This is a genomic window from Embleya sp. NPDC008237, from assembly GCF_042956465.1.
Lineage (GTDB): Bacteria > Actinomycetota > Actinomycetes > Streptomycetales > Streptomycetaceae > Embleya.
Window position 1 is genome coordinate 250,138 of the sequence record NZ_JBIBGL010000008.1, and the last position, 15,088, is coordinate 265,225.

A 15,088-nucleotide genomic window follows, 5' to 3' on the forward strand; every position below is an offset into this window, starting at 1 on the left:
GGCGCGGGGGGGGGGGGCGGGGGTGGGGGGGGGGGGGGCGGGGCGGGCCCCCCCCCCCCCCCCCCCCCCCCCCCCCCCGGGGGGGGGGGGGGGGGCCGCCCCCCCCCCCCCCCCCGCCGCGCCTTGGGCCGATCCGTGGATCGCCCCGAACGCACCGAACTCCGACGTGCCTCATTCACCGCAAAGCATTCACCGCGAAGCGGATCTTTCACGCCATTGCCGCCGGCAGCGCCAAGAGTAGCGGGATTCCCGCCCCGCATCGGCGGTTCCGCCGAACCGCGAACCCGAGCCAAAGGCGTCCGGTTAGCGCAAATGATGATCATTAACCGGTCGATAGATGTCACTTTGTCCCGACTTGGCGTCACCCACTCCGCCCCCGCCCGCGGCCCGGAATTCACCCTTCCGCACCCGCACGCCCCGCGAGCCGCACCCCACGCCCCACACACCGATCCGCACCGCCGCCAAGCCCAGGGCCCACATGGAACGCCCAACCCGGCACAAAGCAACCGCCCGACCCGTGGCCCCGAAGGGGACAGGCACCCCCGCCCCTGGCCACGAGGCCCCGGTCCGCCCACCCCCCCCCCCGCCCGAAATCCGCAACCTTCCCACCTCACGCAACGGGCGGGCGGGTGGGCACAAAACCCCACACCAAGCGAAGCGCTACCGCACCCGAAGCACCTTCATCACCCGCAGCGACAGGGTCAGCGACCGCGCCCACTGTTCGTCGCTCATCCCGAACGGCGCGGCGATCGGCAACAGCCGCTGGGTCGCAACGGTCTGTGCCTCGGTGAACTTCATGATGCCCTCGGCGCCGTGCCGCCGACCGAGCCCGGAGTCCCCCATGCCACCCATCGGCGCACCCGCACTGCCGTAGGCCGCCGCGTAGCCCTCGTTGACGTTCACCGTCCCCGCACGCAGCCGCCGCGCCAGCGCGCCGCCGTGTCGGGTGTTCCGCGTCCACACGCTCGCGTTGAGCCCGTACGCGGTCTCGTTCGCGCGGGTGACGACCTCTTCCTCCTCGGTGAACCGGTACACCGACACCACGGGGCCGAACGTCTCCTCGGCGCAGACCGCCATCTCGGGCGTGACGTCCGCGAGCACCGTCGGCTCGTAGAACAGCGGCCCCAGGTCCGGTCGCGCGGTGCCGCCGATCAGCACCCGCGCACCCGCCGCCCGGGCCTCGTCCACGTGGCGCGTGACTGCCTGCAACTGACGGCGCGAGACCAGCGAGCCCATGTCGGTGTCCCACGCGTAGCCGGCCGCGAGCCGCATGGTCTGGATCCGGGCCAGGAAGCGGTCCAGGAACGCGTCGTGGATGTCGGCGTGCACGTACATCCGCTCGATCGAGATGCACAGTTGACCGGCCGAGGAGAAGCACGCGCGCACCGCGCCCTCCGCGGCCCGGTCCAGGTCCGCGTCCGCCAGCACGATCATCGCGTTCTTGCCGCCCAGTTCCAGCGACGCGCCGACCAGGCGTGCGGCGGCCCGTTGGGCCACCTCGCGGCCCGTGCGGGTGGAGCCGGTGAAGCCGACGTAGTCCGCACCCTCGACCACCGCGGTGCCGACCACCGGGCCGTCGCCGAGCACGATCTGCCACAGGTCCTCGGGCAGGCCGCATTCGATCAGCACGTCCTGGGCCCACAACGCGGTGAGCGCGGTCTGCGTGTCCGGCTTCATCACCACCGCGTTGCCCGCGATGAAGGCCGGAATCGCGTCGCCGATGGACAGCGCCAGCGGGTAGTTCCACGGCGAGACCAGGCCGACCACGCCCTTGGGGTGCCGCACCTCGATCGCCTTCGTCAGCACCGGCAGCGCCCCGGCGCGACGGCGCTCGCGCAGATAGCCCACGGCCCGCCGGCCGTAGTGCCGCGAGCACAGCGCGACGTCCAGAACCTCCTCGAACGCGTGCTTGCGGGCCTTGCCGGTCTCGGTCTGGATGATGTCCAGGATCTCCGACTGACGCTCCAGGACCCTGTCGTGGAAGCGCAGGAACACCGCCGTCCGCTCACGCACGGAACGTTTGGCCCACGCGGTCTGCGCGAGCCGCGCGCGAGCGAAGGCGGAGGTGACGTTCTCCGGCGTGGACTCGGGGAGCTCGGCGATCGGCGACCCGTCGAACGGACTCCTGGTGGTCACCATGGTCGGCACGGGGCCGGTCACCACGCGCCGGGCGAGCCGCTCGACGGGCAGGCTCGGCAGGTCGATGGGTGCTGCTGCTGCTGCGGGCGCGGGCGCTGCGATGTCCGTCATGGCGCCAGCGTAGACAGCACTACTTTCCGGTAACAAGGACCGCCCGCCGCAAGGGCGCGCACAATCCGCGTACCCGCCCCGAACGACCGGCCGAAAGCCCTCGCCCGCCCCGCCGTGCTCGGTCCGTGCTCGGTCCGTGCTCAGTCCGTGTCGAGGTCCGCCAGCGCCGATTCGATCGTGCGGTGGTAGGTCGGATACGCGTACATCATGTCCCGCAATGTGGCCACCGGGACCGCCGCGCGCACGGCCACCACGAGCGCGCCCAGGATCTCGCCGCCGGCCGGACCCGCGGCGGTCGCACCGACGAGCACACCCCGGTCGACGTCCTCGATCACCTTCACGAAACCCCGCGCGCCGGTGATGTGCCCGCGTGAGGAGGCGGCCAGATCGGCGATGCCGACCCGCACGGTGAGGCCGGCGGCTCGGGCCTGATGCTCCGTCAGGCCCACCGCGCCGATCTCCGGGTCGACGAACGTCACCCGCGGCAGCGCGCTGTGGTCCGCGTCGGGACCCGCCGCACCGCGGCCCGTCGTGTGCAGGATCGCCTTGGTCACGATGGCCGACTGGTACATCGCCACATGGGTGAACGCCCCCTGGCCGGTGACGTCGCCGACCGCCCAGACCGCCGGCGGCTCGCCACCGGGCTGTACCCGCAACTGCCCGTCCACCGGCAGCGCGTGCGCGTGCGGGTCGACGCCGAGCGCCTCGGCGCCGAGGGCGACCAGGTCCACCCGGCGGCCGGTGGCCACCAGCAGCTTCTCCGCCTCGATCGTGCGCCCGTCGGACAGCGAGAGCGTGAAGGTCTTGCCGTCGTGCGCGACCTGCTCGGCCCGCACCCCCAGGTGGATCCGCACGCCGTCCTCGGTCAGCGCCCACGCGGCCAGGTCCGAGGATTCGGGATCCTCGGCGGCCAGCACCCGGTCGCCGTTCTCCACGATCGTCACGTCCGTGCCGAACCGGACGAACACCTGGGCCAGTTCCAGACCGATCGCGCCGCCACCGAGCACCGCGAGCGAGCGCGGTGCCGCATCCGCCTCGATCGCCTCGCGATTGGTCCACAGCGGGGTGTCCGCCAGTCCCTCGATCGGCGGGACGAACGCCTTCGTGCCGGTGCCGACCACGATCGCGTGCCGGGCCCGGAAGCGCCGCACGACGCCGTCGGCGCCGGTCGCCTCGACCGTGTCCACGTCGGTGATCCGGCCGGCGCCGCGCACGAAGGTCATGCCCTTGTCCACGAGCCGGTCCACGGCGGCCCGATCGTTCCAGTCGGCGGTGAGCTCGCGCACCCGCGCGGCGACCTTCGACCAGTCCGGCCGCGCCTCGAACCGGGCCAGGTCGGCCGCGTGCACCATCGCCTTGGACGGAATGCAGCCCCAATACGGACACTCGCCGCCGACCAGGCCGTCCTCGATGCCCACCACCTCCAGCCCGGCCGCGGCCAGGTTGCCGGCGACGGCCTCACCGCCGACGCCGAGACCGAGCACGATCACGTCGACGTCGATGGGGTCGGGGGACTGCGGGCTCACGGGTACCTCCGGGTGGGTCGGGTAATTCGCACGGTACCCCGCCGGATCCGATGATTCGGCGAGCGGCGCCGCGCGCGGGGTGCCGGCGGCCGTCCGGTTCCGCCGATCACCCGGTCGGGTCGATCCGTCGGTCCCGTCGGCCGCCCGTGCCGGATCGGCCGGCTCGGTTCCGCCGGCATGCCGCTCGGTCGGCCGGAAACCGCTCAGTTCTGCTGGAAGTAGCTCGCGACGTTCTGGAACGCGTCGTGGGCCTTGGTCCAGTCGGTCTCGTACGACGCGACGTAGATCGCGTAGTCGGTGTTCCTGTCGGTGACGATGCCCAGGTCCATCGCGTGTGCCGGCTTCTTGGTGCCGGTGGCGAGCGGGTCGCCGGTCCAGGTGAACTCCCAGACCGCCGCCTGCCAGCCCGGCCGATATCCGGCGTAGTCGTCGAGTTGGATCTGCTTGTAGCTCGTCGAGTAGACGGACTTGAAGTTCTTCTCGTTGGTGCGGAAGTTGGCGAGCGGGTTCCCGCCGACCTTGGTCAGGCCGATCCGGATCAACACCTTGCCGTCGGCGGTGCGGTAGTCGATCTGGTCCTTCTCCACCCCGGTCACCTCACGCTTGGCGCCGGTCGGCACGAACAGGCTGAAGCCCATCTGGTCCCTGGTCCACACATAGCCCGGCAGCGTGGCCGGCGCGGCCGTGCCGCCGCTCGAACTGCCCGGCGACGGCGGCTGGGCCGGTGGCACCACGGATGCGCCGGTGGACGTGGTGGGGCCGGAGGACCGGCCCGGCGTGCTCGGCCCGCCCGTCTGCGGCGCAGTCGGATTCGCGGCCGTGTCGTCCTTGCCGTCGTCCTTGGTGACCAGGATCCCCACCACCACCCCGCCCACGATCAGCGCGACCACGAGCGCGACGACCGCGACGACGCGACCGGTGCCGCGGCGACGGGGTTCGGGCACCGGGCGATACGGCTCCGGCGGGGTTTGCGGCGGAAGCGGCGGCGTGCCGGCCATCGAGGAGGTGCGGGTCGCCGACGCTCCCGGGTCGGCGGGCGAATACCCCGGCTGCGACCACGCGCCGGGAGGGGTGTTGCCGCCCGGGTGCTGGGCCGCGCCGCTCTCGGATCCCGGCTGCGCGTGCTGGTGCGGGTCGTACGCCCCGGCCGGCGTGGTCGGCTGCTCCGGCGCCCCGAGGCTGTGCGTGGGCGGCGGCGGTACCGCGTCGAACTGCCGGGACGGCGTCGAGGCGGCCACCTCGCGCAGGATCCGGGCCCCCTCCTCGGCGCCCATCCGCTGGTCCGGGTCCTTGATCAGCCAGCCGTCGATCACCGCTTCGAGCGCGCCCGCGTGCCGGGGCGGATCGGCCTGGTCGGTCAGGATCGCGTTCAACGTGCTGATCATCGTGCCCCGGCGGAACGGGTTCCGGCCCTCCACCGCCATGTAGAGCACGACCGCCAGCGACCACAGGTCGGCGGCGAGCAACGGACGTCTGCCCTCGGCCCGTTCGGGCGCCAGGAAGTCCGGCGAGCCGACCAGCATGCCGGTCGTGGTCAGCGTCGCGGTGCCGGTCGCGGTGGCGATGCCGAAGTCGGTGAGCACCACCCGCCCGTGCGTGGTGACCAGGATGTTCGCGGGCTTGACGTCGCGGTGCACCACGCCCTTCTCGTCGGCGGCGAGCAGCGCGTCGAGCACCTTGAGACCGAGTTCGGCGGCATCCGCCGGGGTCAGCGTGCCCTGGGTCTCCAGGATCTCGGCGAGCGACTGGGCCTCGACCAGCTCCATCACGATCCACGGGATGCCGCCGTCCTCGACTACGTCGTGGATGGTGATCACGTTGGGGTGACCGATCCGGGCGGCCGCGCGCGCCTCGCGCAGCGTGCGCTCGCGGGCGAGCTCCTTCTCCTCGTCGTCGAGGTGGTCCGGCAGCCGCAACTCCTTGATCGCGACGTCTCGGTGCAGCATCTCGTCGACGGCACGCCACACCGTGCCCATGCCGCCTCGGCCGAGCATGGTGCCCAACCGGTAGCGCCCGCCGACGATCCGGCCGCGCGTGCCCCCGGTCTGTGCCACTTACCCTCCCCGCGTCAGCCGACTGTCCCGCCGGCCATCTCCAGACTAGAACCCGTCACATTAGATGCGACGGCCCCGGGTGCGGCGGGCGGATCGAAACCTCGGGGGGCGCCGATCGCCCGCACGGGTACGCGCCGGCGGAGCGTCGACCCGGCCCACGACAGCCGGCGGGTCGGCCGACAGGCGGTTCGCACGTGCCTTTCCCGGGTCAGTTCGTGGTGCCCGCACCGCCCTCGTTGAGCGGCGCACCACTCTGCGCACCACCGCTGCCGCCCTTGGACGCGTCGGTCGGCGGACGCGTGGTCACCGGCGGCCGGCTGGTGGTCGGCGGGCGGCTGGTGGTCGGCGGGCGCGACGTGGTCGGGGCCGTGGTGGACGGGCGGGCCGTGCCCGGGTCGGTGGTGTGGGTCGGCCGCGCGGTGCGGGTCGATCCACCGCCCTGGCTGCTGTTGCCCGAGGTCCCGGTGTCGTTCTGCCCGGCGCCGCCGGAGGTCCCGGTGGTGTGCAGGACGTCGCTGCGGCCCTGGCTGCCCGGCGCGTTCGGGGCGACCGAGGCGCCCTGCGACACGCCGCCGTTCCTGGGCGAGTCCGAGCCGGTTTCGCCGTCGCCCTGCCTACCCAGCGCGGACGGCACCCAGATCGCCAGCGCGCTCACGGCGGCGACGACCATGGCGCCGAGCGCGATGGTGCGGCGCCGCTTCCTGGCTGCGGCGTTCGGCGCCGAGGAGCCGGCCGCGCCGCCGGACCCGCCGGCCGCGCCGATCAGCACCGGGTTCGGCCGGTCGTCGGCGGTGGCCGAACCGTGCAGCGCGTCGGCGGGCGAGTAGGCGTGCTCCCCGGTCATCGGGTAGCCGCCGGTCGGCCCGTCCGGATCGGCCCGACTCACCGCGCCGAACGGCGGCGCCGGGGTCACCGGCGACTCCTGCTGCCACACCGGCGCCGGCGGCACCTGCGGCGTCGGCGGGGTGGGCGTCGGCTGCGGCGCGGGCTGCCGGGACGAGTGCGTGACGCCCCGCACCCCGGCGGGGTCCTCCACCGTCGCGGTGCCCGGCGGGATCGGCAGCTCCACACCCCGCGCCTCGGAGGCCGGCACACCGCCGCTGACCAGAGCCGCCATCAGCAGTCGTTCGGTCTCGTCCTCGTCGGCGCGCTCCAGCGGGTCCTTGCGCAGCAGACCCTCGATCGCCGGCCACAACGCGCCGGACCGGCGCGGCGGCGCGGGCTCGTCGGTGAGCACGGCGGTGAGCGTGTCCATCGCGCCGGTGCGCCGGAACGGCGAGAAGCCCTCCACCGCCTGATACAGCGTCACCCCGAGCGACCACAGGTCCGAGGCGGGCCCGGGCCGACGGCCGAGCACACGTTCCGGCGCGAGGTATTCGGGCGACCCGACCAGCATCCCGGTCGCGGTGAGGGTGACCGAGCCGGCCACGGTGGCGATGCCGAAGTCGGTCAGCACGATCCGGCCGCCGGGCGCCATCAGGATGTTGCTGGGCTTCACGTCCCGGTGCAGCACGTCGGCGGCACGCGCGGCGCGCAACGCGGCAAGCACCGCCAGGCCGACCTCGGCCGCCTCGTGCGGGGCCATCCGACCCTCGTCCAGCACGTCGGTGAGCGAGGGGGCGCGGACCAGCTCCATCACGATCCACGGGCGCCCGTCGTCCTCGGCGACGTCGAAGATGGTGACCACGTTCGGGTGGGTGATCCGGGCCGCCGCGCGGGCCTCGCGCAGTGCGCGCTCGCAGCGCCCCTGGGTCTCCATCTCGTCCAGGTCGTCCGGTATCCGGACCTCCTTGACCGCGACGTCCCGGCGCAGCAGCTCGTCGAAGGCCAGCCAGACCGTGCCCATCCCGCCCCGACCGAGCGGTTCGCCCAACCGATAGCGCCCGTCCACCAAGCGACCGTGCGTGTCGCTGTCGTGTGCCACGTGGTCCTCCCCAAGACCGTGGACATCTCCCGATCCGCCTTGTCGGCGCGTCATTGGCGTCACGTGTAGGACGTCCGGCGTGCTCCGAAGGTTCCGCCCGAGGGCTTGTGTTCGGCCACCCGGCGAAATCGCTCCGGGCCGTGACGAGGACCGAACGCACCGGCATCGAACCGGAGTCCGGGCCAACGATCCGGAAGTCCCGGGTCCGGCCCGGAACAAGGGCATGTGTCGATCGTGCGGTGCGTGCTCCCCGGGGGTCGGCGGCCGGCCCGGACGACGGTCGCCCGATCGCGCGTGCCGACCCGATCCTTCCCGGGTCGCCCCGGATCAACCCGCGATCGACAGGTGTCCGCGCGCGTGCTCGTAGTACGCGCCGGCGGTGCCCCACAGGTCGTCCCGCCCGCGCACGGTCAGCCAGTAGCGCACGCCGGACGTGGTGCGGACCACCAGGTCCTTGCCGTGATAGGTGGTCAGGTCCTGTCCGCGCCAGACGTACTCCCACTCCGCGGCCTCGTGCCCGCGGTAGTCGGTGACCCGCAGGAGCAGGCGTTCGTAGTCCTCGCCGTCCAACCGTTCCCGGCCGCCGATACTGCCGTGTTCGCGGTGCGCGACCGACTCCTCGGGGGCCATCACGATGCCCCGGTCGACGGTGACGGTCACCGAGATCAGCCGGTCCGGATCGGCCACCGTCAGGCCGCTGGGGCTGTCCGTGCAGGTCCAGCCCTCCGGGACGGGCAGCGCGAAGCCCAGATCGGTGCGTCGCCGACGGCGCAGTCGCGGTATCACCTTGTTGTCCACGAGCGGGCCGACCACCAGGCAGCCGCCGATCAGGGCGCCCACGACGATCGGATTCGGATTGATCTTCGCGGCCTCCAGGGCACCACCGGCGATCACTCCGAGCAACATCGCGACCGGCACGGACCGGGAGATCCGCCGGTGCGGCAGCACCAGCCACACGCTCAACGCGAGCGCGAGCAGCACGATCGTGTACATCCCGGTCCAGCTGCCGAACGCGGCCAGCCAGCGCGCGCCGGCGGCGGTGGCGATGCCCACCGAGGTCAGGATGGTCGTCCAGTGCCGGAACCACCAGCGCGGCCAGCGCCGGTAGCGGGCCCGGAAGACGCCGCCCTCGCGGGGCAGTCGCACGTTGGGCGAGGTCTCGTGCAGGCTGCCCCGGTGCGGCCGCGAGGCGCCGGTGCCGACCTTGCCCGGCGGCCGGGGGGTCTGCGAGCGAATCGCCGTCTGCGGCCGGCCGGACACCCGCACGCCGTGCCGACGGACCGGGCCGGGCCGGGAGCGGTCCGGTACGAAGCGCTCCGCGATCAGGCCGCCGGCCGGTGTGGGCGCGCCCTCGGCGACCTCCGCGAGCAGATCGCGCACGTGCTCCGGGGACGCGCGACGAGCGGGGTCCTTGACCATCAGCGCCCGGAGCACCGGGGTCAGCGGACCGGCCAGGAAGACCTCCGGGAAACGGCCCGCGGCGACCGCGGCGAGGGTGGCCGCGTGCGTGTTGCGGCGAAACGCCGGACGGCCCTCGACCGCCTCGAACAGGGTGGCGCCCAGCGACCACAGGTCGGCCTGCGGTCCGGGCGGCTCGCCGGCGATCTGCTCGGGTGCCAGGTATTCGGGCGATCCCACCATCGCGCCGGCCTGGGTGAGGGTCGCGCTGTCCTCGACCGAGGCGACCCCGAAGTCGGTGAGCACGACCCGGCCGTTGCGGGCGAGCAGCACGTTGGCGGGCTTGACGTCGCGGTGCAGCACACCGGCCTCGTGCGCGGCCTCCAGCGCGGCGAGCAGCCGCAGACCCAGCTCGGCGACCTGCTCGGGCGGGATCGGCCCCTCCTTGTCCAACTCCTGGGCCAACGAGAGACCGCGGACCAGTTCCATCACGATCCACGGCCGCCCGTCCTCCTCGGCCACGTCGAAGATAGTCACCACGTTCGGATGGTCGATCCGGGCCGCCGCCCGGGCCTCGCGCAACATCCGCGCACTCAGCGTGCTGCGGTCGTCGTCGTCCACAAAGCGGGGCAGCCGCATCTCCTTGACCGCCACGTCGCGATCGAGCATGGTGTCCACGGCCCGCCAGACCGTGCCCATCCCGCCCCGGCCCAGTTGATCACCCAGGCGGTATCGCCCCGCGACCAAACGCTCCGGTGCCTCCGGGTCGGTCAAATCTCTCGCTCCCCATGCAGCCGCGGCCCCGCCGCGCAATCGGGTGGTTGCCTTTCCCATACTCCAGTCCGGCGGCTGGTGGGGTCCACCGGTTCGGGGACGAACATCGCCGAAAGACACCTGGCCGGCGTATCGGTGGAACGCGGCGACGCCCGGGAAGGTGCCCACGCCGCCGGACGATCAACCGCGGCGGGCCCGACCGCCCGGATCCGCAGCGCGGTCGGACCCGACTCAGGCCGGGCGGTTCCCGACCGGAGGGGCGCCCTCTACCCTGGCACGATGTCCTGCGCACCCAGCCGCACCGCGTCCGCCGTGTGGTCGTCCATCTGCTCCTGCGAGGAGCGCTCCGCCTCGATCCGCTTGAGGTAGTAGTCCACTTCCCGTCGCTGCTGCTCCTCCTCCCACCCGAGCACCCGGGCCATCAGGGCGGCACACGCGCGCGCGGCCCGGGCGCCGCGGTCGAACATCTCGATCGACACCCGGGTCCGCCGATCCAACACGTCGTCCAGGTGCAGCGCGCCCTCGTGGGTGCACGCGTAGACCACCTCGGCGGCCAGATAGTCGTCCGCGCCGTCCAGCGGGTAGCCCAACTCCGGCTCGTCCGCGATCAGCGCGGTCAGTTCCTCGATCATCGACCCGTACCGGTTCAGCAGGTGCTCCACCCGGGCCACGTGCAACCCGGCCCGGGCCGCGATCGAGGCCCGCGCGTTCCACAGCGCGGGGTACCCCTCCGCACCCGCCAGCGGCACCGTCTCGGTGCAGCTCGGCGGGACCTTGCGGTCCAACCCGTGTACGGCCGCGTCCACCGCGTCCGAGGCCATCACCCGATACGTCGTGTACTTGCCGCCCGCGACCACCACCAGGCCGGGCACCGGGTGTGCCACGGTGTGCTCGCGCGAGAGTTGCGACGTGGCGTCCGACTCGCCCGCCAGCAGCGGGCGCAGGCCCGCGTACACACCCTCGACGTCCTCGCGGGTGAGCGGCACCGCCAGCACCCGATTCACGTGCTCCAACAGGTATTCGATGTCCGCCCGGCTCGCCGCGGGGTGCTCCTTGTCCAGGTCCCAACGGGTGTCCGTGGTGCCCACGATCCAGTGCCGGCCCCACGGGATCACGAACAGCACGCTCTTCTCGGTGCGCAGGATCAGGCCGGTCGAGGAGTGGATGCGATCCTTGGGCACCACCAGGTGGATGCCCTTGGACGCGCGCACGTGAAACTGCCCGCGCTCGCCCACCATCGCCTGCGTCTCGTCCGTCCACACCCCGGTCGCGTTCACCACCTGCCCGGCCCGGATGTCGTACGTGCCGCCGGTCTCCATGTCGCGCACGTGCACGCCGACCACCCGCTCGCCCTCGCGCAGGAATCCGGTCACCGCGGCGCGCGAGGCCACCTGCGCGCCGTAGCCGGCGGCGGTGCGCACGAGCGTCAACGTGTAGCGCGCGTCGTCCATCTGCGCGTCGTGGTATTGCACCGCGCCCACCAGCGAGTCCTTGCGCAGCGCCGGGGCCAGGCGCAGCGCCTGACGTCGAGTCAGCTGCCGGTGCCGGGGCAGCCCGCGGCTGCGTCCGGCGGAGGCGGCCATCGCGTCGTAGAGCGTCACCCCGGCGGTGACGTACGGCCGTTCCCAGCCCCGCCCGCGCAGCGGATACAGGAACGACACCGGCTTGACCAGGTGCGGCGCGAGCGTCTGCAGCAGCAGCCCGCGCTCGCGCAACGCCTCGCGCACGAGCGCGAAGTCGAGCATCTCCAGGTAGCGCAGGCCGCCGTGGATCAGCTTGCTGGACCGGCTGGAGGTGCCGGACGCCCAGTCGCGCGCCTCCAGCAGGCCCACCGAGAGGCCGCGCGTGGCCGCGTCGAGGGCGGTACCCGCACCGACCACGCCGCCGCCCACCACGACCACGTCCGACTCGCGTTCGGCCATCCGTCGCAGCGCCCGCGTACGCTCCGCGGGTCCCATCGCCGTGGTCCGCATCAGCCACCTCCGAAACCGATCCCCACCTACCGGACCACACCGATCGGGCGACTCGCCCCTCCCCCGTCTACCCAATGCCCGTGGGCGACCACGCGCCCCGTCGTCCCGAGTGCGTTCGGGCGCCGATGCCGGGCCACCGGGAGCCGCCGCCACAACCGCGAACGGCCCCGAACACCAGGGGTGTTCGGGGCCGTTCGACGACTTCGGTCAGTGCGCGGGCGAGACCGTGACCTCGACCTGCTGGAACTTCTTCAGCTCCGAGTAGCCCGTGGTGGCCATCGCCCGACGCAGCGCGCCGAACAGGTTCATCGAGCCGTCGGACACGTGCGAGGGACCGAGCAGGATCTCCTCCAGCGTGCCCACCGCGCCCAGGTTCATCCGCCGACCGCGCGGCAGCTCGGGGTGGTGCGCCTCCGAGCCCCAGTGGTGGCCGGCGCCGGGGGCGTCGCTCGCCCGGGCCAGCGCCGAGCCGATCATCACCGCGTCCGCGCCGCACGCGACGGCCTTGGCGATGTCGCCGCTGCGGCCCACGCTGCCGTCGGCGACCACGTGCACGTACCGACCACCCGACTCGTCGAGGTAGTCGCGGCGCGCCTCGGCCACGTCGGCCACCGCGGTCGCCATCGGCACCGCGACGCCGAGCACGCGGCGGGTGGTGTGCGCCGCGCCGCCGCCGAAGCCGACCAGGACACCGGCCGCGCCGGCCCGCATCAGGTGCAGGGCGCCCTGGTAGGTCGCACAACCGCCGACGATCACCGGCACGTCGAGGTCGTAGATGAACTGCTTGAGGTTCAGCGGCTCGGCCCGCCCGGACACGTGCTCGGCCGAGACCGTGGTGCCGCGGATCACGAACACGTCCACGCCCGCGTCGATCACGGCCTTGTGGTACTGCGCGGTGCGCTGCGGCGACAGCGCTGCGGCGGTGACCACGCCGGAGTCGCGGATCTGCTTGATCCGCGCGCCGATCAGTTCCTCCTTGATCGGCTCGGCGTAGATCTCCTGCATCCGCCGGGTGGCCGCGTCCTCGTCCAGCGCGCCGATCTCCTCGATCAGCGGCGTCGGGTCCTCGTAGCGCGTCCACAGCCCTTCGAGGTTGAGCACACCCAGGCCGCCCATGCGACCGACCTCGATCGCGGTCTGCGGCGACACGACGCTGTCCATCGGTGCCGTCAGGAACGGCAACTCGAACCGGTACGCGTCGATCTGCCACGCGATCGAGACCTCTTCGGGGTCCCGGGTCCGCCGGCTGGGGACGATGGCGACGTCGTCGAAGTGATAGGCACGCCGGCCACGCTTGCCCCGGCCGATTTCGACCTCAGTCACGTTGCGCCTCTCCTGCTGGAATCGGTGGATGGGAAAACCCGTATCCCAGGGTACGGGGCGGGCAAACCGCCGAGAGGCCCCGCCCGCGGTACGGACGAAGCCCCTCGGGGTGCGGTGCGATCCGGCCGGGTCCGGCGGATCGCACACGGACTAGCGCGAGTGGTAGTTCGGCGCTTCCTGGGTCATGTGGATGTCGTGCGGGTGCGACTCCTTGAGCCCGGCCGAGGTGATCCGCACGAAGCGGCCCTTGTCCTGGAGCTCGGCGACGGTGGCGGCACCGGCGTAGCCCATCGACGCGCGCAGGCCGCCGATCAGCTGGTGCGCGACGGCGGAGAGCGGGCCCCGGTAGGGGACCTGGCCCTCGATGCCCTCGGGGACCAGCTTGTCCTCGGAGAGCACGTCGTCCTGGAAGTAGCGGTCCTTGGAGAAGGACTTGGCCTGGCCGCGCGACTGCATCGCGCCGAGCGAGCCCATGCCCCGGTAGGACTTGAACTGCTTGCCGTTGATGAAGATCAGGTCGCCGGGGCTCTCCTCGCAGCCCGCGAGCAGGCTGCCGAGCATCACCGTGTCGGCGCCGGCCGCGATCGCCTTGGCGATGTCGCCGGAGTACTGCAGGCCGCCGTCGCCGATCACCGGCACACCCGCCGCGCGGGCCGCCTGGGCCGCCTCGTAGATCGCGGTGACCTGCGGCGCGCCCACGCCCGCGATCACTCGGGTGGTGCAGATCGAGCCCGGGCCGACGCCGACCTTGACGCCGTCCACGCCCGCGTCGATCAGGGCCTGCGCGCCGTCGCGGGTGGCGATGTTGCCGCCGATCACCTCGACCTTGGTGTTCGCCTTGACCTTGGCGATCATCTCCAGGACGTTGCGCGAGTGGCCGTGCGCGCTGTCCACCACGATGAAGTCGACGCCGGCCTCGACCAGCGCCTGCGCCCGGCGGTAGCTGTCGTCGCCGGTGCCGATCGCGGCGCCGACCACGAGCCGGCCGTCCGCGTCCTTGGTCGCGTTCGGGTACTGCTCGCTCTTGACGAAGTCCTTGACCGTGATGAGCCCGCGCAGCTTGCCCGCGTCGTCGATCAGCGGCAGCTTCTCCACCTTGTGCCGGCGCAGCAGTTCCATCGCCTGGTCGCCGGTGGTGCCGACCTTGCCGGTGACCAGCGGCATCGGGGTCATGATGTCGCGCACCCGGCGCGAGTGGTCGACCTCGAAGCGCAGGTCGCGGTTGGTCACGATGCCCAGCAGGCGACCGTTGTCGTCGGTGACCGGGACGCCGCTGATCCGGAACCGCGCGCACAGCGCGTCGACTTCCTGGAGCGTGGCGTCCGCGCCGATGGTGATCGGGTCCAGCACCATGCCGGCCTCGGAGCGCTTGACCGTGTCCGCCTGCGCGGCCTGGTCCTCGACCGAGAGGTTGCGGTGCAGCACGCCGACGCCGCCCTGACGGGCCATGGCGATCGCCATCCGGGCCTCGGTCACGGTGTCCATCGCGGAGGACAGCAGCGGGATCCGGACGCGAATGTTGCGGGTGACCCGGGCGGAGGTGTCCACCTCGCTCGGCACGACGTCGGACGCGCCCGGCAGCAGCAGGACATCGTCGTACGTCAGCCCGAGCATCGCGAACTTCTCGGGTACGCCGTCGGCCGTGAGACTCATGACACCTTCCGAAGGTATTCCGATGGACCGCTCCGCCGGTCCGCTCCCCGCCGGCCCGCTCCTCGAAAAGACGGGGGGCGGGTCCCCGGGTACGGCGGAACGCGCTCTCGGCAAGCGGATGGGTGGATTGAGGGTTCATGCTACTGGCCCCGCGCGGTGCTTCGAGCCCGCTTGCCGATGGTGAGCACAACCACCCACCGGGTCCGCGCCATT

8 protein-coding genes are annotated in these 15,088 nt (G+C 72.8%); all 8 read right to left on the reverse strand.

Translation table 11 applies throughout. The features are described 5' to 3' along the window. Positions 1 to 660: 660 nt before the first annotated feature. The 8 genes from ACFZBU_RS22190 to guaB all read right to left on the reverse strand — a co-directional run bounded on the left by ACFZBU_RS22190 (position 661) and on the right by guaB (position 14,875). Positions 661 to 2,250: a succinic semialdehyde dehydrogenase gene (locus tag ACFZBU_RS22190; RefSeq protein ID WP_391585356.1), complete on the reverse strand. Its 1,590-nt coding sequence runs from the start codon at positions 2,248 to 2,250 to the stop codon at positions 661 to 663. 140 nt (positions 2,251 to 2,390) lie between these two features. Continuing rightward, positions 2,391 to 3,776: a dihydrolipoyl dehydrogenase family protein gene (locus ACFZBU_RS22195; RefSeq protein WP_391585357.1), complete on the reverse strand. Its 1,386-nt coding sequence runs from the start codon at positions 3,774 to 3,776 to the stop codon at positions 2,391 to 2,393. Between the two features lie 203 nt (positions 3,777 to 3,979). Beyond that, positions 3,980 to 5,830: a protein kinase gene (locus tag ACFZBU_RS22200; RefSeq protein WP_391585358.1), complete on the reverse strand. Its 1,851-nt coding sequence runs from the start codon at positions 5,828 to 5,830 to the stop codon at positions 3,980 to 3,982. 208 nt (positions 5,831 to 6,038) lie between these two features. Further along, positions 6,039 to 7,754 (reverse strand): serine/threonine-protein kinase, encoded by a 1,716-nt coding sequence (locus tag ACFZBU_RS22205; RefSeq protein WP_391585359.1) that lies wholly within the window; start codon positions 7,752 to 7,754, stop codon positions 6,039 to 6,041. A 327-nt stretch (positions 7,755 to 8,081) separates the two neighbouring features. After that, entirely contained in the window at positions 8,082 to 9,926 is a 1,845-nt protein-coding gene (locus tag ACFZBU_RS22210; RefSeq protein WP_391585360.1) for a serine/threonine-protein kinase, read from the reverse strand. Between the two features lie 266 nt (positions 9,927 to 10,192). Beyond that, entirely contained in the window at positions 10,193 to 11,899 is a 1,707-nt protein-coding gene (locus ACFZBU_RS22215; RefSeq protein ID WP_391585361.1) for a glycerol-3-phosphate dehydrogenase/oxidase, read from the reverse strand. Between the two features lie 207 nt (positions 11,900 to 12,106). Further along, a complete protein-coding gene (locus ACFZBU_RS22220; RefSeq protein WP_391585362.1) occupies positions 12,107 to 13,222 on the reverse strand; it encodes a GuaB3 family IMP dehydrogenase-related protein in 1,116 nt (371 codons plus the stop codon). A gap of 150 nt (positions 13,223 to 13,372) precedes the next feature. Continuing rightward, the gene (gene guaB, locus ACFZBU_RS22225; protein WP_391585363.1) at positions 13,373 to 14,875 is read right to left on the reverse strand and encodes an IMP dehydrogenase; all 1,503 of its coding nucleotides are present in this window, start codon (positions 14,873 to 14,875) and stop codon (positions 13,373 to 13,375) included. Positions 14,876 to 15,088: the final 213 nt, after the last annotated feature.

Coding starts and splice junctions, on each gene's coding strand:
- ACFZBU_RS22190 (WP_391585356.1), bottom strand. CDS start 2,250: ATGACGGACATCGCAGCGCCCGCGCCCGCAGCAGCAGCAGCACCCATC.
- guaB (WP_391585363.1), bottom strand. CDS start 14,875: ATGAGTCTCACGGCCGACGGCGTACCCGAGAAGTTCGCGATGCTCGGG.
- ACFZBU_RS22215 (WP_391585361.1), bottom strand. CDS start 11,899: ATGCGGACCACGGCGATGGGACCCGCGGAGCGTACGCGGGCGCTGCGA.